We start from the raw sequence: 17,989 nt of genomic DNA, 5'->3' as shown, positions 1-17,989 counted from the left end.
GAGTTTGCTCGATGAAGATCGCATGCGTGGGCGGCGGGCCGGCGGGGCTCTATTTCGCCATCTCGATGAAGGTGCGCGACAGCGACCACGAGGTGCATGTGTTCGAGCGCAACCGGGCCGACGACACGTTCGGCTGGGGCGTGGTCTTCTCCGACCAGACGGTCGAGAACCTGATGGCCAACGATCCCGTCAGCGGCGATACGATCCGTGGCGAGTTCGCGCATTGGGACGATATCGACGTCCATATCCATGGCGAGTGCATCCGGTCCTCGGGGCACGGCTTCATCGGTATTGGCCGCAAGCGGCTGCTGTCGATCCTGCAGGAGCGCGCCCGCGATCTCGGCGTGCAGCTCCATTTCGAGCATGAGGCGAGCGACGACCTGGCAGATTGGGCGGACTATGACCTGGTCATCGTCGCCGACGGCGCCAACAGCCGTATCCGCGACCGCTATGCCGAGCATTTCGACATCGACATCCAGCCGCGCCGCAACAAATATATCTGGCTCGGTACCCACAAGGTGTTCGACGCCTTCACCTTCGCCTTCGAGCAGCTGCCGGAAGGGTGGGTGTGGGCGCATGCCTATCGCTTCGACGACAGCCTCTCGACCTTCATCGTCGAGATGGCGCCGGAGACCTGGCAGGGGCTCGGCCTCGACCAGGCGGGCCAGGACGACGCAATCGCGTTCAGCGAGCGCGTGTTCGGCAAATATCTGGACGGCAATGCGCTGATGTCCAACGCCGGCCATCTGCGCGGATCGGCGGCCTGGCTCAACTTCCGCCGGATCGTCACCGGGCGCTGGTCGTACGACAAGCTGATCCTGCTCGGCGACGCGGCGCATACTGCGCATTTCTCGATCGGATCGGGCACCAAGCTGGCGCTGGAGGACGCGATCAAGCTGGCCGAGGTGCTCAACCGCCCCGGGCTCGGCCGCGAACAGGCGCTCGCCGAATACCAGGCCGAACGCAGCGTCGAGGTGCTCAAGCTGCAGAACAGCGCGCGCAACTCGACCGAATGGTTCGAGACGCTCGACCGCTACCTGCCCTTCGCGCCGATCCAGTTCGCCTATTCGCTGCTCACCCGCTCGCAGCGTGTGAGCCACGAGAATTTGCGAATGCGCGATCCCGAATGGCTGGAAGGCGTCGAGCGCTGGTTCCAGGCGCAGGCGCCGGGCGGCAAGGGCGACAAGCCGGTGCCGCCGATGTTCGCCCCGTACAGGCTGCGCGAGATGGTGCTGGACAACCGCGTCGTCGTCTCGCCGATGGCGATGTACTCGGCGGTGGACGGCACGCCGACCGACTTCCACCTCGTCCATTACGGCACGCGTGCGCAGGGCGGCGCCGGGCTGGTCTATACCGAGATGACCTGTGTCTCGCCCGAGGGACGGATCACGCCGGGCTGTCCGGGCATGTACGCGCCCGAACATGTCGCTGCGTGGCGGCGGGTCACCGATTTCGTCCATGCGAACAGCGGCGCGAAGATCTGCCTCCAGCTCGGCCATTCGGGCGCCAAGGGCTCGACGAAGATCGGCTGGGAAGGCATGGACCAGCCGCTCGACAGCGGAAACTGGCCGCTGATCGCCGCCTCCGACGTGGCGTGGAGTGCGGGCAACGCGACGCCCCGGCCGATGACCCGCGCCGACATGGATAGGGTGCGCGACCAGTTCGTCGCCGCGGCGCGGATGGCGGTGGACGCCGGCTTCGACATGATCGAGCTGCACGCCGCGCACGGATATCTGCTCTCGAGCTTCATCACCCCGCTCCAGAACACCCGCACCGACGACTATGGCGGCAGTCTGGAGAACCGCCTGCGCTATCCGCTCGAGATATTCGCGGCGATGCGCGCCGCCTGGCCTGCCGAGCGACCGATGTCGGTGCGCATCTCGGCAACCGACTGGATGGGCGACCAGGGCGTCACGCCCGAGGAAGCGGTGGAGATCGCCCGCGCTTTCAGCGAAGCGGGCGCAGACCTGATCGACGTATCCGCCGGCCAGACCTGGGCCGAGTGCAAGCCGGTCTATGGCCGCATGTTCCAGACGCCCTTTGCCGACAAGATCCGCAACGAGGCGCGCGTCTCGACCATGGCGGTGGGCAATATCTTCGAGACCGACCACGCCAATTCGATCCTCGCCGCCGGCCGCGCCGACTTGGTCGCGATCGGACGGCCGCACATGGTCGATCCGATGTGGACGCTGCGCGCCGCCGCCCAGCACGGCTATCGCGGGGTGCGCGTGCCGCCCCAATATCTCGGTGGGATGAGCCAGCTCGCCCGCAACCTGCAACGCGCCGCCGAGACCGACGCGGCCCTCCGGAGCTGATGGCGATGCGCCTCAAGGATATCCATGCGGTCGTTACCGGCGGCGGATCGGGGATCGGTGCGGCGATAGCCCGCGCGCTGGCCGAAGAAGGTGCCCGACTGACATTGCTCGGGCGTAGGCTCGATGCACTGGAAGCGGTCGCCGCGACCATACCCGGCGCGATCACCGTGCCCGCCGACGTGACCGACCGCGCCTCGATCGACGCCGCGTTCGATGCCGCCCGGGCGGCGCACGGCCCGATCGGCATCCTGGTCAACAATGCCGGCATCGCCCCGAGCGCGCCCTTCGCAAGGGTTACGGCAGAGGCCTGGCGCACGACGATGGCGACCAATCTCGATGCGCTGTTCGATTGCTGCCAGGCCGCCCTGCCCGACCTGCTCGCGGCGCCGGCCGGGCGGATCGTCACCGTGGCCTCCACCGCCGGCCTCAAGGGCTATGGCTATACCGCGCCCTATGTCGCCTCCAAGCATGGTGCGATCGGGCTGATGCGCGCGCTCGCCGCCGAATTCGCCGCGACGCCGCTCACCGCCAACGCCCTCTGCCCCGGCTTCACCGATACCGACATCGTGGCGAAGGCGGTCGAGACGATCACCAGCCGCACCGGCCGCAGCGAAGCCGAGGCGCTGGCCGAGTTGACCAAGCATAATCCCCAGAAGCGGCTCATCACGCCCGAGGAAGTGGCGGCGGCGGCGGTGTGGCTGTGCCTGCCGGCCAGTGCGTCGGTGACCGGCCAGGCGATCCCGATCGCCGGTGGAGAAGTGATGTGAGCCGCGCCGCCTCGCTGCGCGAGAAGCATGACGGCGCGCTCGACGATCGCGGCAGCGTGCGGCTGTGGTTGCGGCTGCTGACCTGCACCACGGTGATCGAGAAGCGCCTCAAGCGCCGCTTTGCCGACCAATATGGCGTCACCCTGCCCCGCTTCGACGTGATGGCCGCGCTCGACCGGCATCCCGAGGGGATGACGATGGGCCAGCTTTCGCAGGCGTTGCTCGTCTCGAACGGCAATGTCACCGGCGTCGTCCAGGTGCTGGTGCGCGATCGCTATGTGAGCCTGGCGCCCTCGCCTACCGACGGCCGCTCTTCGGTCGCGCGGCTCACCCAGCTCGGGCGCGAATGCTTCGCGGGCCTGGCCGAGGCGCATCACGAATGGATCGAAGCGATGCTGGCCGGGCTGGACCGCGAGGAACGCGGCCAGCTTCACCAGCTTCTGGGCGTGCTCAAGGACTCGCTCGCCGCCGAAGGAGGAGAGGAATGACCATGGATCCGACCAGCTTCGCACCGGAGCATTTCGGCTGGGCCTTCAGCGAGGGGGTGGCGACCGTTACGCTCAACCGGCCCGAACGGAAGAACCCGCTGACCTTCGAAAGCTATGCCGAGCTGCGCGATACCTTCCGCGACCTCGTCTACACGCCGCAGGTCAAGGCCGTGGTCGTCACCGGCGCGGGGGGCAATTTCTCCTCTGGCGGCGACGTGCACGAGATCATCGGGCCGCTGACCGAGATGGCGATGCCCGAGCTGCTCGCTTTCACCCGGATGACCGGCGATCTGGTCAAGGCGATGCGTGCCTGCCCGCAGCCGATCGTCGCGGCGATCGACGGAATCTGCGTCGGTGCCGGGGCGATCATGGCGATGGCATCGGACCTGCGCCTCGCCACGCCGGCGGCGAAGACCGCCTTCCTGTTCACCCGGGTTGGCCTCGCCGGCTGCGACATGGGCGCCTGCGCGATCCTGCCGCGGATCATCGGCCAGGGCCGCGCCTCCGACCTGCTCTACACCGGCCGGATGATGTCCGCCGACGAAGGCGAGCGCTGGGGCTTCCACAACCGGCTGGTACCAGCCGAGAGCCTGCTCGACGAAGCGCTGGCGCTGGCCCGCAGCATCGCCGCCGGCCCGACCTTCGCGCACGGCATCACCAAGACCCAGTTGAACGTGGAATGGGCGGTAAGCGTCGAAACTGCGATCGAAATGGAAGCGCAAGCCCAGGCAATCTGCATGGCAACAAAGGACTTCCGTCGCGCCTTCGAAGCGTTCGCGGATAAGCGTACTCCGGCGTTCGAGGGCGACTGATGGCCGACCGCAGCTTCCTCGATTGGCCCTTCCTCGACGACGGGCATCGCAAGCTGGCCGATGCGCTGGAGACCTGGTGCACCGCCAACCTCTCCGATCACCACGGCGCGGACGTCGACGCCGAATGCCGCCGGCTGGTCCGTGCGCTCGGCGACGGCGGCTGGCTGCGCTACTGCGTGCCGGCTGCCTGGGGCGGCGTGCACGACACGCTCGACATCCGCTCGCTGGCGCTGATCCGCGAGACGCTGGCGCGGCATTCGGGGCTGGCCGACTTCGCCTTTGCCATGCAGGGGCTGGGTTCGGGCACGATCTCGCTGTTCGGCACCGAGGCGCAGAAGGCCGTCTATCTCCCCGCCGTGGCGCGGGGCGAGAAGATCGCCGCCTTCGCGCTGACCGAGCCGGGCTCGGGCTCCGACGTCGCCTCGATGGAGACGCTGGCCGAACGCGCCGCCGACGGCTGGCGGGTCAACGGCGCCAAGACCTATATCTCGAATGGCGGCATCGCGGACTACTACGTCCTCTTCGCCCGCACCGGCGAGGCGCCGGGGGCCAAGGGCATTTCCGCCTTTGTCGTCGATGCGGATACGGCCGGCCTGCGCGTCACCGAGCGGATCGAAGTGATCGCGCCGCACCCGCTCGCCACGCTCGAATTCACCGATATGGCGCTGCCCGCCGACGCACTGCTCGGTGAAGCCGGGCGCGGCTTCGCGGCGGCGATGGCGACGCTCGACATCTTCCGCACCACCGTGGGCGCGGCGGCGCTGGGCTTTGCCCGGCGCGCGCTCGACGAGGCGACGGCGCGGGCCCGCAGCCGCAAGCTGGGCGACGGCACGCTGGCCGACAATCCGGTGACCCAGTCGAAGCTCGCCGAGATGGTGCTCGACATCGATACCGCCGCACTGCTGATCTACCGCGCCGGCTGGCTGCGCGACGTGCAGGGGCAGCGCAACACCCGCGAGGCGGCGCTGGCCAAGCTCCACGCCACCGACAGCGCCCAGCAGGTGATCGACAAGGCGGTGCAGATCTTCGGCGGCCTGGGCGTCACCGTCGGCGCGCCGGTGGAGGCGCTGTACCGGGAGGTACGGGCACTGCGCATCTATGAGGGCGCATCCGAGGTGCAGAAGATCGTCATCGCCCGCCAGCACCTCGCCCAGAGCGCGGGCTGATGTTCCGCGTCTCCTACCCCCTGCGCTTCGCGCACTGCGACCCGGCGGGGATCGCCTTCTACCCGCGCTGCCTCGAGCTGTGCGACGCCGCGGTGGAAGACTGGACACCGGCGGTGCTCGGCGACGACCGGCAGGCGATGCACATGGGCCGCGGACTCGGCCTGCCTACCGTCAGCCTCGCCTCCACCTTCACCGCGCCGAGCAAGCTGGGCGACCGGCTCGATTTCGCGGTGCAGCTCACCCGGGTCGGCAACAGCTCGATCGACCTCGAGATCGAGGTTACCTGCGAGGGCGCGCCGCGCTTCAGCGTCCGCCTGACCCAGGTGCTGATCGCGCTTGCCGGCGGCAAGTCCCAGCCCTGGCCTCCCGAATATCGCCAACGCCTTGAAACGGAATGCCAATGACCGCCCATCAGAGCCTGCTCCCTCCCGGCTGGAAGCGCCCGCGCGGCTATGCCAACGGCATCGCAGCCAATGGCCGGATGGTGTTCACCGCCGGCGTGGTCGGCTGGGACGAGGAGGAGCGCTTCGTCGCCTCCGATCTCGCCGGGCAGTTCCGCCAGGTACTGGTCAACACGCTGGCGATCCTCGCCGAGGGTGGCGCCGGCCCGGAGCATATCGTCCGGATGACCTGGTACGTCACCAGCCGCGACGAGTATCTCGCCCAGATCGCCGAGATCGGCGCCGCCTATCGCGAGCTGATCGGCCGCAACTATCCGGCGATGGCCGTGGTCCAGGTCGCCGCGCTGGTCGAAGCCCAAGCCAAGGTCGAGATCGAGACGATCGCGGTCGTCCCCACCGCCTGAGGAAAGCCTGACATGCAGAAATTCGACTGGGCCGATCCCCTGCTGCTCGATGCGCAGCTGGAGGATGAGGAGCGGATGATCCGCGACACCGCGCGCGACTATGCCCAGGCACGGCTCGCGCCGCGAGCAATCGAGGCGTTCGACCGGGAAGTCACCGATCCGGCCATCTTCCGCGAGATGGGCGAACTCGGGCTGCTCGGGCCGACCATCCCCGAAGCCTATGGCGGCGTCGGCGCATCCTATGTCGCCTATGGCCTGATCGCCCGCGAGGTCGAGCGGGTGGACTCGGGCTACCGCTCGATGATGAGCGTGCAGTCGAGCCTGGTCATGTACCCGATCCATGCCTTCGGCTCCGAGGAACAGCGGCTGCGCTACCTGCCCAGGCTGGCCAGCGGCGAGTGGATCGGCTGCTTCGGCCTGACCGAACCCGATGCCGGCTCCGACCCCGGCGGCATGCGGACGCGCGCCACCAGGATCGACGGCGGCTACCGGCTGAACGGCGCCAAGACCTGGATCTCCAACGCCCCGATCGCCGACGTCTTCGTCGTCTGGGCGAAGTCCGACGCGCACGGCGGGGCGATCCGCGGCTTCGTGCTCGACAAGGGGCTCAAGGGCCTGTCCGCGCCCAAGATCGAGGGCAAGCTGAGCCTGCGCGCCTCGATCACCGGGATGATCCAGCTCGACGATGTCGAGGTGCCCGAGGACGCGCTGCTGCCCGGGGTCGAGGGGCTCAAGGGCCCCTTCTCCTGCCTCAACCGCGCCCGCTACGGGATCAGCTGGGGCGCGCTGGGCGCCGCCGAGTTCTGCTTCCACGCTGCCCGGCAATATGGGCTGGACCGCCACCAGTTCGGTCGCCCGCTCGCCGCGACCCAGCTTTTCCAGAAGAAGCTGGCCGACATGGAGACCGAGATCACGCTCGGCCTGCAGGCCTCGCTGCGCGTCGGGCGGCTGATCGACGCCGGCCAGTTCGCGCCGGAGATGATCTCGATCGTAAAGCGCAACAATGTCGGCAAGGCGCTCGACATCGCCCGGGCCGCGCGGGACATGCATGGCGGCAACGGCATCTCGGGCGAGTTCCAGGTGATGCGCCACGCGATGAACCTGGAAACGGTCAACACCTATGAAGGCACGCACGACGTGCATGCGCTGATCCTCGGCCGTGCTATCACCGGGATCGCCGCCTTCTGATCTTGCCCGGCCCGCTTCCTACAGCGGGCCGGCGGCCGACTCGCCAAAGTACACGAAGTACAGGGCAAGAGCGGGTTTTTCGGCACCTCAAGTTGACATAGTTCCCGCAAGCGCGCCGGATCTCGCAACATCCTTGCGCGTGGATGATCCTATCTTTCCAACAAGACAAAGAGCGGCCGGCCCCTGAGGTCCGGCCGCCCGAGCCGAGCAGGTGAAATCCTACATTGCAAGCCTACTTCACCAGCAGGATGCGGCTGTTGGGCGGATAGGCCCATTCGAAGCCGCGATCGGTGACCACGCCATTGTCCTCAAGCGGGATCTTGATCTTGCGCGGGCCCCATTCGGGCACCTGCGTATAGAGGAACAGCTCGATCGACAGGAAGTTGGTCGGCCGCAGCTGATAGGTCATGCGCAGCGGGTTGAAGTCGGCGATCGACGGACCCGAGCCATGGCCCCAATCGCCCACCGAATGGCTGCCGATCACCACGTCGGAGACCTTCATGTCCTTGCTCGGATCATCATAGCGGCCGAGCACCAGCCCCGGCGTTTCCGCCACGCGCTTGTTGACCGCCGCCAGCGCATCGCCCGCGGTGACGCCGGGGCGGATGACGTCGAGGATCATCCGGCGGATGTCCTGCGCCTTGTCATAGGCACGCTGCACCCCGGCCGGCGCCGCGTTCTCGCCAGGCTTGAGCACATAGGCCATGCGCTTCATGTCGGTATAGTAGAACAGGTAATTCACGCCCCAGTCGACCGTGATCAGGTCCCCCGGCTGGATGACATGATCGCCCGAGACCGGCCCGCGCTCGCCGGGGCCGAGGATGTAGATGCTCGGCAAGCCGAAGCTGCTGCCCAGTCCCTCCTTGTGGAGTTGCTCCATCATCCACCAGGCGACATCACCGGTGGTGGTGTGGCCAGGCACGATCACCTCGTTGGAAAGCGCGCGCTCCAGGATGGTGCGCGAATACTCCCCGGCTTTGGTGAAGGCGGCGATCTCATTGACGGAGTGACGGGCGCGGAAATCGGAAACCAGCTTCTCGGCCGGGACCAGCCGCCCGACCAGCACCGGGCCGAGCGTCTCGACCAGCTTTGCATGCAGCGAATGGCTGAGCCCGTCCGCAGTGCCGATCTCGGAGGCGACATTGATGCCGATCCGCTTCGGATCGCGCGCCTCGACGAACTTGCGCAGCTCGGCGGGCGATACCTTCAGATCATAGATCGGGCATTGATCGAACCCTGCCCCGCCGATCCCCATCGCCGTGCGCTCGATCCGGCCGCTGCCGGTGCGATCGGCGAAGACATAATAGCCGATATCCCCGACATAGCCGCCGCCGAGCAGCGCGGCATTGGGATCGTCATGCCCCTCACGCGAGGCGACGATCCACATGTCGATCCGGTTCTCGCGCATCACCTCGGGCAGGATCAGGTCGAGCTTGTCCTTGCGGATCTGGCACATCTGGTCCCAGCGGCGCTTTGCTTCCTGGCCCTGCGCGGGCAGCGCGGCGAGCAGCGGCAGGATCGCGAGCGGCAGGGCCAGCCGGCGCAAAGGCTTGAACGACAAGGTGGTTCTCCCATGATTTCCTCTTGAGGAACGTGACAGGACCGCAACGGAAATGGAACAATAATCACGCGATTATCGTTGATATTTTGCCGATCGATCGGCATGGGGCGCTCCGAAAAGGATCAGGATCGAATCCCGCCACCGTCCTGCCTGCAAGGCCGGGCGGGCAAGCCGCTACCGGCCCGTTCGGGCGGGAATGCATATTGATAGGTGCAAATGCATATGTTTTCGACTAACCCGTCTGCATGCACCGTCCGGCCCGGCGCAACGTCTTGATCCTGCGGAAAGATTGAGGGAAACATGGCCACGAGTGCGCTGAAGAGAACCACAAGAGCGGCAGAGGACCTGATGGACAATCGCACCGTCTACGACCCGAGCAGTCCCAATTTTCGCCTGGAAAACTCGCCATTCTACCTGATGGCGCACGCCGACTTCAAATATCACGAGGACATGGACATCGTGCTGCACAAGCATGGCGTGTCCAAGCCGATCTACCGGGTGATGACCGTGCTGCGCGAGCGCCAGCCGGCCAGCATCGGCGCGATTGCCGAGGCGGCGCTGACCAAGCGCTCGACGATCAGCCGGATCATCGACCGGATGGTCGAGCAGGGCCTCGTCACCACCGAACCGAACCCCGAGGACAACCGCATCACCGAAGTGACGCTGACCCCGGCAGGCCAGCAGACGCTGCGCAAGCTGACGCCAATCGTCGGCCGCCAGTTCACCCGCGCGATGGACGGGGTGAGCGACCGCGACATCGCCCATCTGCTCCGCACGCTGCAGAAGATCAGTGCGAATTTGAGCAAGCTGCCGATCGAGTGAGAAGAAGCCCGGCTCGAGCGAGCCGGGTTCGGGACCTTCCGTCCCGCACCACCTGAATTCCGTCATCCCCGCGAAGGCGGGGATCCAGAGCCGCGGGCAAGAAGCGTGCGGCTGGCCGAGCAAGGCTCCGGCGGCCATCCGCTCAATTGCTTCTATATCCCGAACTACCCTGGATCCCCGCCTTCGCGGGGATGACGGGACTGATGCGCGGGATGACGATCTAGTGTGCGCCGATGACGGGATAGTAACGTGCCTCGGGCTACCGAGCCCTGCCCTCCACCACCAACTTGCCGTCCGCGATGACATAGCGGACGTCACGGAGATTCTTCAGCGAATCGAGCGGGTTGGCACCGACGATCAGGATATCGGCGATCTTGCCGGGCTCGATCGTGCCGAGCTTGTCGCCCATGCGCAGGATCTTCGCGCCGACGCTGGTGGCCGAAGCCAGGACATCGGCATTGGTCATCCCCGCCTGGTGGAGATAATCGAGCTCGCGGAAATAGGCGTCCGGATAGCGCCATTCATTCTCGAACGGGATATCGGTGCCCACCCCGATCGGCACGCCGGCGCGATACGCTTCGTTCACCCGCTTGAGGTGATCCTGCTGGTTGATCACGAAGCGGCGCGAATGGGTGTAGTAGAAGCCGCCGCTCGGGATGCCTGCGGTCGGGTATCCGCCCTCCAGCAGATTGTCGAAGGCGCCGATCGTCGGGACGAAGGCCGTGCCGTGCTTCTTCATCAGCGGCACGGCCTTGTCGCTGAGCAGCAGCGGATGCTCGAGTGTGTCGACGCCCGCCTCGATCGCCCAGTCGGTATATTGGCCATAGCTGTCGATCGCGACCGGGACGCCGAGCGAATGGGCTTCCTCGATCGCGGCGGCGAGCTCTTCCTTGTCGGCGGGCGCGCTGATCTTGATCCAGTCGGACAGGCGGCGGACCTGCTCGCGCACGGCCTTGCGCCATTCCCAGGGGCCGTCGACGCCGTGCGGGTCGCCGCCGAGATTGGGCTTTTCACGCCCGGTGGCGGTGGAGGTGACTTCGTCGCCATGCCCGCCGGTGCTGGCGATCAGCTTGCCGCTCCATAGCACGCGGGGGCCGCGGATCATGCCGCGATCGACCGCTTCCTTGATGCGCAGCGCCACGTCATCCATCGTGCCGACGTCGCGCGCGGCGGTGATGCCGGCGGTGACCATCTGATCGGCCAGGATCGTGCCGCGGATCGCGGCGGCAGCCGGACTGTCCGAATAGCGCCCCATGTCGGTGCCGCGCTGCTGGGTGAAGTGGATGTGCAGGTCGATCAGGCCGGGCAGGATCCACAGGCCGCTGGCATCGATCGTGCGCGCCGCATTGGCGGGCACCGGCGTGCCGGCCGGTCCGGCAGCGACGATCCGGTCACCCTGCAGCACGACCACGGCATTGGCGATCGGTGCGCCGCCCCGCCCGTCGAGCAACGTACCGCCGGTGAGCACGACGACCGGCTCCTTGCTGCGATCGATCGGCGGGATCGGCACGCGGCGGACATCGTCGCTGGTCTCGGGGATCGGGCGCTGCTGGGCATGCGCGACATGCGGGGCGATCGCCCCGATCAGGAAGGCGGCGGAGAGCGCCGCTCCCTGCAGCAAATGCTTGCGCGTGACCCGCAGCGTCCCCGTCTCAACCATGGCGCGACCCCTATTATTCCCAATTACACATGATTTAAAGCGTGATTCTCTTGACGAGGCAAGGGTCATTTGCAAGCTTGCTCCTCAGCGGCCCCGCTTGGGAGGGGCCGTGCGGGGAATCGCGCGGATGAAGCAGACAAGGCTGGAAGGAGGCCCGGCATCGCCGGCAGGGCAGCACGGCCTTGGCGCGGGCGCGCTGGGCGAAGCGCTGCAGCATGCGATGGGATTGGCACGCGGCGGGCAGCCGGAGCCGGCCGAGACGATCCTGCTGCGCGTGCTCGACCTTGCCCCCGAGAACCCCGACGCGCTCCAGCTGCTCGGGATGATCGCTCGGCAGGCCGGGAGAAATGCCGATGCCGCTGCGCTGCTCCGCCGTTCGCTCGCCGCCAATCCGGCCCAGCCGCACGTGCACAACAATCTCGGCAACTGCCTGCTCGACCTGGCCGATCCGGCGGGCGCGGCCCTCGCCTATCGCGAGGCGCTGCGGCTTGCACCGGGCTATGACGAAGCGCGGGTGAACCTGGCGATCGCGCTGCTCGGATCGGACGACGCGGCAGGTGCCTGCGACACGCTCGCCCCGCTGCTCCGCCGCGATCCGCGCAACGCCCGTGCCTGGGCGACGCTCGGCCAGGCACGGCGCGCGGCGGGCGAGCTCGACCATGCGATCACTGCCTTCCGCACCGCGCTGGCGCTGCGGCCAGACCATGTGCCGACGCTGCACAATCTGGGCGTCGCGCTGCGGCTTGCCGGCTGGCGGGACGAGGCACTGGTCCTGCTCGCCCGCGCGGCGGAGCGCGACCCGGCCAGCCCGGAGATCGCCTATGCTCTCGGCCATTGCCTGCAGGATATCGGGCGGATCGATGCGGCGATCGTCGCCTATGAGCGCGCGATCACGTTGCGCCCGACCGACCGTGCTGCACATGAATCGCTCAACGGATTGCTCTGGCGGCAGGGGCGCGGCGATGCCTGGTTGGCCAGCTATCGACTAGCATTAGCAATGTATCCGGACGACGAGGGACTGCTCTGCGACCTTGCCGATCGCCTGTTGCTGGCCGGGGATGCGGCTGGTGCCGCGGCATTGCTCGACCCCCATGCCGATCGGGGCGGGCCGGAACTGCAGCATCAGCTGGGCCGGGCACGCTGGTCGCTCGGAGAAGCCGACACCGCGCTGGCGCAGTTCGACACGGCCGGCGATTTCGCACCGGCGATTCGCGAGGCGGCGCGGGCCTGCATCATCCTCGATCGCCCGGCCGAGGCCTTGGAGCGGCTCGAGCCGCTGCTCGCCGCCGATCGCTTCGATCAGCAGGGGCTGGCGCTGCAGGGGCTGGGCTGGCGCTTCACCGGCGACCCGCGCGAGACATGGCTCAACGATGATGAGCGGCTGGTCTCGGCCAGCCTGCTGCCCCAGCCGGACGCCGGCTTCAACGCGCGGCTCGATGCCGCGCTCACTGCCTGGCACCGCGACCGGCAGCACCCGCTCGACCAGACGCTGCGCGGCGGCACCCAGACCAGCGACGACCTGTTCGCCCTGCCCGATCCGATGATCGCCACAGTGCGGGGGATGATCGAGACGCGGGTGCGTGCGTGGATCGCCGGCCTGCCCCGCGATGCCGATCATCCCTTCCTCAGCCGCAACACCGGCCGCTTCGCCTTTTCCGGCTCCTGGTCGGTGCGGCTGCGCAGTTCGGGGTTCCATGAGAACCATATCCATCCCGAGGGCTGGATCAGCGCCTGTTACTATGTCGCCCTGCCCGATGCGGTGACCCGCCATCGCCAGGGCTGGCTGAAGTTCGGGGAGACCGGGCTGCGGCTCGGGGAACGCGAACGGATCACCCGGATGATCCGGCCCGAGCCGGGGCTGCTCGTGCTGTTCCCCTCCTATTTCTACCACGGGACGGTGCCGTTCGAGGATGCCGGCCACCGCACCACCATCGCCTTCGACATCGTGCCGGCATGACCCGGCACGCACGCAACAGTGCCGGCATGACCGCGCACACCCACCAAAGGGAGGACAGACCATGACCAGCCAGACGCTCGAGATCTTCGCGGCGGGCATCGCATCGGGCGAGATCCGCACGATCGACCTGACCCAGACGCTGTCGCCCGACACGCCCACGCTCGTCCTGCCGCCCGAGTTCGGCCAGTGCGCCGGGTTCAGCCAGGAGGAAATCTCGCGCTACGACGAGCGCGGCGTCGCCTGGTACTGGAACAACTTCACCGTCAGCGAGCATACCGGCACGCATTTCGATGCGCCGATCCACTGGATCACCGGCAAGGACCTGCCCAACAACGCGGTCGATACCGTGCCGCCGGCCGACTTCATCGCCACTGCCGTGGTGATCGACATCTCGGCCAGGTCGGCGGAGAATCCGGACTATCTGCTCACCGTCGCGGATATCGAGGCATGGGAAGCCGAGCATGGCCGCATCCCGCCGCGCAGCTGGATTATGCTGCGCACCGACTGGTCGAAGCGCGATGTCGATGCCTATACCAATCGCCGCGAGGACGGCGCGCATACGCCCGGGCCCTCGGCCGAGGCGGTGCAGTTCCTGATCGACGCGCGCGACGCGCATGGCCTGGGCGTCGAGACGATCGGCACCGATGCAGGCCAGGCGCATCTGCTCAGCCCAGCCTATCCGGCGCACACGCTGTTCCATGCGGCGGGGCGCTATGGGCTCCAGTGCCTGGAGAATCTCGACCTGCTGCCGCCGACCGGCGCGGTGATCCTGGCCACCCCGCTCAAGATCAAGGGCGGATCGGGCAGTCCGCTGCGCGTGCTGGCGCTGGTCGCGGGCTGAGCGCATGGCCGAGCGTTCGTTCAAGGCGGAAGTCGAGCAACTGCGGCTGGGAGACGGCGAGACCTTCCACGGCGAGGGCATCCTCGCCGTCACCAAGGCACTGCTCCAGGCCGGGGTGGCCTATGTCGGCGGCTATCAGGGATCGCCGATCAGCCATCTGATGGACGTGTTCGCCGATGCGAACGAGCTGATGGGCGAGCTCGGCGTCCATTTCGAGAGCTCGGCGAGCGAGGCGACGGCGGCGGCGATGCTGGCGGCTTCGGTGAACTATCCGCTGCGCGGCGCGGTGGCGTGGAAATCGGTAGTGGGGACCAATGTCGCCTCGGACGCGCTGTCCAACGTCGCTTCGGGCGGGGTTACCGGCGGGGCGCTGGTGATCCTGGGCGAGGATTATGGCGAAGGCTCCTCGATCATGCAGGAGCGTACCCATGCCTTCGCGATGAAATCGCAGATGTGGCTGCTCGATCCGCGGCCGAGCCTGCCGGTGATCGTCGACATGGTCGAGAAGGGCTTCGAGCTGTCCGAAGCCTCGAACACTCCGGTGATGCTCGAGCTGCGGGTGCGGGCCTGCCATGTGACGGGGAGCTTCGTCGCGAAGGACAACCAGCGCCCGAAGCTCACCGTGGCCGAGGCCGCCGAGGCGCCGGTGCGCGATACCGACAGGATCGTGCTGCCGCCGGCCAATTTCCTGCATGAGGTGGAGAAGATCGAGCAGCGCTGGCCCGCCGCGATCCGTTTCGCGCAGGAACGCAGGCTCAACGAGCATTTCGGTCCCGAAAGCGACGAGATCGGCATCATCGTGCAGGGCGGGCTGTTCAACTCGCTCAACCGCGCGCTGGAGCTGCTCGACCTTTCCGACGCCTACGGCAACACCGCGATCCCGGTCTATGTGCTCAACGTCACCTATCCGCTGATCCCCGACGAGGTGCGCGACTTCTGCGCCGGCAAGCGCGCGGTGCTGGTGGTCGAGGAAGGCCAGCCCGAGTTCATCGAGCATGAGCTGAACACTTTGGTGCGCCGCGCCGGGCTCGATACAAGGATCATCGGCAAGGACGTGCTCCCGCGCGCCGGCGAATATGGCGGCGCGGTGATCCGTGACGGTGTGGCGAAGTTCCTGCGCGAGCATGCCCCCGAACGCGCGCCGGCGGAGGTGGACAATCCCGCCCCTGCCCTGCCGCCCAGCGCGGTGCCGCAACGGCCGGCGGGCTTCTGCACCGGCTGTCCCGAGCGGCCGATCTTCTCGGCGATGAAGCTGGTGCAGAAGGAGATGGGCGCCTTCCACGTCTCCGCCGATATCGGCTGCCACCTCTTCTCGATCCTGCCCCCCTTCCATATCGGCAACACCACAATGGGATACGGCCTGGGCACCGCCGGCGCCTCCGCGTTCAAGCCGCGCGACAAGCGAGCGATCGCGATCATGGGCGATGGCGGCTTCTGGCATAACGGGCTGACCTCGGGGATCGGCAACGCGGTCTTCAACCAGGACGACAACCTGACGATCATCGTCGACAATGGCTATTCGGCCGCCACGGGAGGCCAGGACATCCTCTCCTCGCGCGCCAAGCCGCCGAACCGCAAGACCAACAATCCGATCGAGAAGGCGGTGCGCGGGGTCGGCATCGGCTGGGCGCGGACGATGACGCGGACCTATGACGTGGCCGGGATGCGCGATGCAATCCGCGAGGCACTGACGAGCAAGGAAAAGGGCCCCAAGGTCCTCGTCGCCCAGTCCGAATGCCAGCTCAACCGCCAGCGCCGGGTGAAGCCGCAACTTGCCAAGGCGATGAAGGCCGGGCAGCGGGTGGTGCGCGAGCGCTTCGGGGTCGATCCCGATACCTGCACCGGCGACCATAGCTGCATCCGCTTGTCCGGCTGCCCTTCGCTGACGATCAGGCCCAATCCCGATCCGTTGCGGCAGGATCCCGTCGCCCATGTCGAGAACAGCTGTGTCGGCTGCGGCGTGTGCGGCGAGGTGAGCCACGCCGCGGTGCTCTGCCCCTCCTTCTACAAGGCCCATGTCATCGCCAATCCAGACCGCCGCGACCGCCTCCGCCAGCGCCTGCGCGGCTGGCTCATCGGCGCGCTGCAGAAGCGTGGGGCCCAAGCTATTGCCGCGAGGGCCTTCTGATGCCCGATCGCAAGCGGATCACCATTGCGGTGCTGGGTCTTGGTGGCCAGGGCGGCGGCGTGCTGGCCGACTGGATCGTCCAGTTGGGCGAGCGGAACGGCTATGTCGCGCAGGGGACTTCGGTGCCCGGCGTCGCCCAGCGGACGGGCGCAACCATCTATTATATCGAGATGATTCCGGCGGGCACGGCCGCGCCGGTGCTGGCGTTGACGCCGGTGCCGGGGGATGTCGATGTCGTGGTCGCCTCCGAGCTGATGGAGGCCGGGCGCGCGATCCTGCGCGGGTTCGTGACGAAGCGGACCGAACTGATCGGCTCCACCCACCGCGTCTATGCGATATCCGAGAAGTCGGCGATGGGCGATGGCCGGGCGAGCGCGGAGCGGATTCTGGCCGCCGCCGGAGAGCGCTCGAAGCGCTTCATCGGGTTCGACATGGAAGCGGTAGCCGAGCGCACCGGCAGCGTGATCAGCTCGGTGCTGTTCGGGGCGCTGGCGGGGAGCGGCGCCCTGCCCTTCCCACGCTCGGCTTTCGAGGAGGCGATCCGGGCCGGGGGCAAGGCGGTGGAAGCGAATTTGCGGGGCTTTGCCGCCGGGTTCGATGCCGCGCAGGGCAACGGTGCCGACGCAAAGGCCGAGGAATCGCAGGCAGTTGTGCCGACCACCGCGGCCGGGCGTGCGCTGGCCGCGCGGATCGAGGCGGACTTGCCGCATCCGGCGCAGTTCTTCGCGCTGGAAGGCGTACGGCGGCTGATGGACTATCAGGACGCGGCCTATGCCGGCCTCTATCTCGACCGGCTCGACAGCCTGGGCGGCAATCCGGCGCTGCTGACCGAGGCGGCGCGGCACCTGGCGCTGTGGATGTCGTACGAGGACACGATCCGGGTGGCCGACCTGAAGGTGCGGGCCAGCCGCTTCGCTCGGGTACGCGGCGAGGTGAAGGCGAAGGATGACCAGATCGTCCGGCTGACCGAGTATATGCACCCGCGGCTGGAGGAAGTCTGCGAGACGCTGCCGGCCGGTATCGGACGGCGCATCCTGGCGAGCGAGGGCTGGTCGCGGCGGCTCAAGCCCTTGTTCACCAAGGGAAGACATGTCGAGACCACCAGCCTGCGCTGGTTCCTCATGCTGTCGATGCTGGCCGGCTGGCGGCGCTGGCGGCGGGGCACCCTGCGCTTCCAGATCGAGCAAGCGCGGATCGAGGAATGGCTGACTTTGGTGCGCACCAGCGACGCCGATGTCGCGATCGAGCTGGTGCGCTGCCAGCGGCTGATCAAGGGCTATGGCGAGACGTTCGAGCGGGGCTTGGGGAACTATCGGCGGATCGTCGATCGGTATCGGGCTGGAGGACTGGATGCGGCGGGCATCCGGCAGCTGCGCGAGGCGGCGCTGGCGGATGAGGATGGGGTGGCGCTGGGCGAGGCTCTGGCTTCTTAGGTTGGCTATCCTCAGTTCGGCATTCAGTCGAACGCTTCCTTACTCC

The 17,989-nt window shown here is 67.6% G+C and carries 15 protein-coding genes; 13 read left to right on the top strand and 2 right to left on the bottom strand.

What is annotated here, in order from left to right; genetic code table 11:
* The first annotated feature begins 11 nt into the window (after positions 1 to 11).
* The 8 genes from HNP52_RS08035 to HNP52_RS08000 are packed head-to-tail and all read left to right on the top strand — an operon-like array spanning position 12 to position 7,541.
* Positions 12 to 2,315, top strand: a complete 2,304-nt coding sequence (locus HNP52_RS08035; RefSeq protein ID WP_184165242.1) for a bifunctional salicylyl-CoA 5-hydroxylase/oxidoreductase — start codon at positions 12 to 14, stop codon at positions 2,313 to 2,315.
* A complete protein-coding gene (locus HNP52_RS08030) occupies positions 2,315 to 3,082 on the top strand; it encodes an SDR family NAD(P)-dependent oxidoreductase (RefSeq protein WP_260396014.1) in 768 nt (255 codons plus the stop codon). The genes HNP52_RS08035 and HNP52_RS08030 overlap by 1 nt, the downstream gene beginning before the upstream one ends.
* The gene (locus HNP52_RS08025; RefSeq protein ID WP_311768424.1) at positions 3,079 to 3,570 is read left to right on the top strand and encodes a MarR family transcriptional regulator; all 492 of its coding nucleotides are present in this window, start codon (positions 3,079 to 3,081) and stop codon (positions 3,568 to 3,570) included. The genes HNP52_RS08030 and HNP52_RS08025 overlap by 4 nt, the downstream gene beginning before the upstream one ends.
* Positions 3,567 to 4,382 (top strand): enoyl-CoA hydratase family protein, encoded by an 816-nt coding sequence (locus HNP52_RS08020; RefSeq protein ID WP_184165240.1) that lies wholly within the window; start codon positions 3,567 to 3,569, stop codon positions 4,380 to 4,382. The genes HNP52_RS08025 and HNP52_RS08020 overlap by 4 nt, the downstream gene beginning before the upstream one ends.
* On the top strand, positions 4,382 to 5,548 hold the full coding sequence (locus tag HNP52_RS08015; RefSeq protein ID WP_184165238.1) for an acyl-CoA dehydrogenase family protein: 1,167 nt from the start codon (positions 4,382 to 4,384) through the stop codon (positions 5,546 to 5,548). Before HNP52_RS08020 ends, HNP52_RS08015 begins: the two co-directional genes overlap by 1 nt.
* Complete coding sequence (locus tag HNP52_RS08010; RefSeq protein ID WP_184165236.1) at positions 5,548 to 5,952, top strand: thioesterase family protein; 405 nt, start codon at positions 5,548 to 5,550, stop codon at positions 5,950 to 5,952. The genes HNP52_RS08015 and HNP52_RS08010 overlap by 1 nt, the downstream gene beginning before the upstream one ends.
* Positions 5,949 to 6,353, top strand: coding sequence for a RidA family protein (locus tag HNP52_RS08005; RefSeq protein ID WP_184165233.1), 405 nt, complete (start codon positions 5,949 to 5,951; stop codon positions 6,351 to 6,353). Before HNP52_RS08010 ends, HNP52_RS08005 begins: the two co-directional genes overlap by 4 nt.
* A gap of 12 nt (positions 6,354 to 6,365) precedes the next feature.
* Positions 6,366 to 7,541 carry an acyl-CoA dehydrogenase gene (locus HNP52_RS08000; protein ID WP_184165230.1) on the top strand — a complete coding sequence of 392 codons (1,176 nt, stop codon included), beginning with the start codon at positions 6,366 to 6,368 and terminating at the stop codon, positions 7,539 to 7,541.
* Between the two features lie 232 nt (positions 7,542 to 7,773).
* Here the strand turns inward: HNP52_RS08000 and HNP52_RS07995 are convergent, their stop codons facing one another.
* On the bottom strand, positions 7,774 to 9,102 hold the full coding sequence (locus tag HNP52_RS07995) for a Xaa-Pro peptidase family protein (protein ID WP_221416216.1): 1,329 nt from the start codon (positions 9,100 to 9,102) through the stop codon (positions 7,774 to 7,776).
* Between the two features lie 348 nt (positions 9,103 to 9,450).
* Between HNP52_RS07995 and HNP52_RS07990 the strand changes: the two genes are divergently transcribed.
* Positions 9,451 to 9,924, top strand: coding sequence for a MarR family winged helix-turn-helix transcriptional regulator (locus tag HNP52_RS07990; protein WP_184165226.1), 474 nt, complete (start codon positions 9,451 to 9,453; stop codon positions 9,922 to 9,924).
* 259 nt (positions 9,925 to 10,183) lie between these two features.
* Here HNP52_RS07990 and HNP52_RS07985 read toward each other — a convergent pair whose 3' ends face one another.
* Complete coding sequence (locus HNP52_RS07985; protein WP_184165223.1) at positions 10,184 to 11,584, bottom strand: amidohydrolase family protein; 1,401 nt, start codon at positions 11,582 to 11,584, stop codon at positions 10,184 to 10,186.
* 127 nt (positions 11,585 to 11,711) lie between these two features.
* Between HNP52_RS07985 and HNP52_RS07980 the strand changes: the two genes are divergently transcribed.
* The 4 genes from HNP52_RS07980 to HNP52_RS07965 all read left to right on the top strand — a co-directional run bounded on the left by HNP52_RS07980 (position 11,712) and on the right by HNP52_RS07965 (position 17,943).
* On the top strand, positions 11,712 to 13,541 hold the full coding sequence (locus HNP52_RS07980) for a tetratricopeptide repeat protein (protein WP_184165220.1): 1,830 nt from the start codon (positions 11,712 to 11,714) through the stop codon (positions 13,539 to 13,541).
* Positions 13,542 to 13,602: 61 nt separating this feature from the next.
* Positions 13,603 to 14,382, top strand: a complete 780-nt coding sequence (locus HNP52_RS07975) for a cyclase family protein (protein ID WP_184165218.1) — start codon at positions 13,603 to 13,605, stop codon at positions 14,380 to 14,382.
* 4 nt (positions 14,383 to 14,386) lie between these two features.
* Complete coding sequence (locus HNP52_RS07970) at positions 14,387 to 16,510, top strand: indolepyruvate ferredoxin oxidoreductase subunit alpha (protein WP_184165217.1); 2,124 nt, start codon at positions 14,387 to 14,389, stop codon at positions 16,508 to 16,510.
* A complete protein-coding gene (locus HNP52_RS07965; protein ID WP_184165215.1) occupies positions 16,510 to 17,943 on the top strand; it encodes an indolepyruvate oxidoreductase subunit beta family protein in 1,434 nt (477 codons plus the stop codon). The genes HNP52_RS07970 and HNP52_RS07965 overlap by 1 nt, the downstream gene beginning before the upstream one ends.
* Positions 17,944 to 17,989 lie beyond the last annotated feature (46 nt).

Source organism: Sphingomonas kyeonggiensis (assembly GCF_014204495.1).
Taxonomy (GTDB): Bacteria; Pseudomonadota; Alphaproteobacteria; order Sphingomonadales; family Sphingomonadaceae; genus Sphingomonas; species Sphingomonas kyeonggiensis_A.
The sequence above is the reverse complement of the archived record's forward strand: the minus strand, read 5'-3'. Positions and strand labels throughout refer to the sequence as shown.

Bases quoted from the DNA above. Each gene is read 5' to 3' on its own strand.
- HNP52_RS07970 (WP_184165217.1), top strand. From the start codon at position 14,387: ATGGCCGAGCGTTCGTTCAAGGCGGAAGTCGAGCAACTGCGGCTGGGA.
- HNP52_RS08035 (WP_184165242.1), top strand. From the start codon at position 12: ATGAAGATCGCATGCGTGGGCGGCGGGCCGGCGGGGCTCTATTTCGCC.
- HNP52_RS08015 (WP_184165238.1), top strand. From the start codon at position 4,382: ATGGCCGACCGCAGCTTCCTCGATTGGCCCTTCCTCGACGACGGGCAT.
- HNP52_RS07980 (WP_184165220.1), top strand. From the start codon at position 11,712: ATGAAGCAGACAAGGCTGGAAGGAGGCCCGGCATCGCCGGCAGGGCAG.
- HNP52_RS07990 (WP_184165226.1), top strand. From the start codon at position 9,451: ATGGACAATCGCACCGTCTACGACCCGAGCAGTCCCAATTTTCGCCTG.
- HNP52_RS07975 (WP_184165218.1), top strand. From the start codon at position 13,603: ATGACCAGCCAGACGCTCGAGATCTTCGCGGCGGGCATCGCATCGGGC.
- HNP52_RS08010 (WP_184165236.1), top strand. From the start codon at position 5,548: ATGTTCCGCGTCTCCTACCCCCTGCGCTTCGCGCACTGCGACCCGGCG.
- HNP52_RS08030 (WP_260396014.1), top strand. From the start codon at position 2,315: ATGGCGATGCGCCTCAAGGATATCCATGCGGTCGTTACCGGCGGCGGA.
- HNP52_RS08005 (WP_184165233.1), top strand. From the start codon at position 5,949: ATGACCGCCCATCAGAGCCTGCTCCCTCCCGGCTGGAAGCGCCCGCGC.
- HNP52_RS08000 (WP_184165230.1), top strand. From the start codon at position 6,366: ATGCAGAAATTCGACTGGGCCGATCCCCTGCTGCTCGATGCGCAGCTG.
- HNP52_RS07985 (WP_184165223.1), bottom strand. From the start codon at position 11,584: ATGGTTGAGACGGGGACGCTGCGGGTCACGCGCAAGCATTTGCTGCAG.
- HNP52_RS08020 (WP_184165240.1), top strand. From the start codon at position 3,567: ATGACCATGGATCCGACCAGCTTCGCACCGGAGCATTTCGGCTGGGCC.
- HNP52_RS07965 (WP_184165215.1), top strand. From the start codon at position 16,510: ATGCCCGATCGCAAGCGGATCACCATTGCGGTGCTGGGTCTTGGTGGC.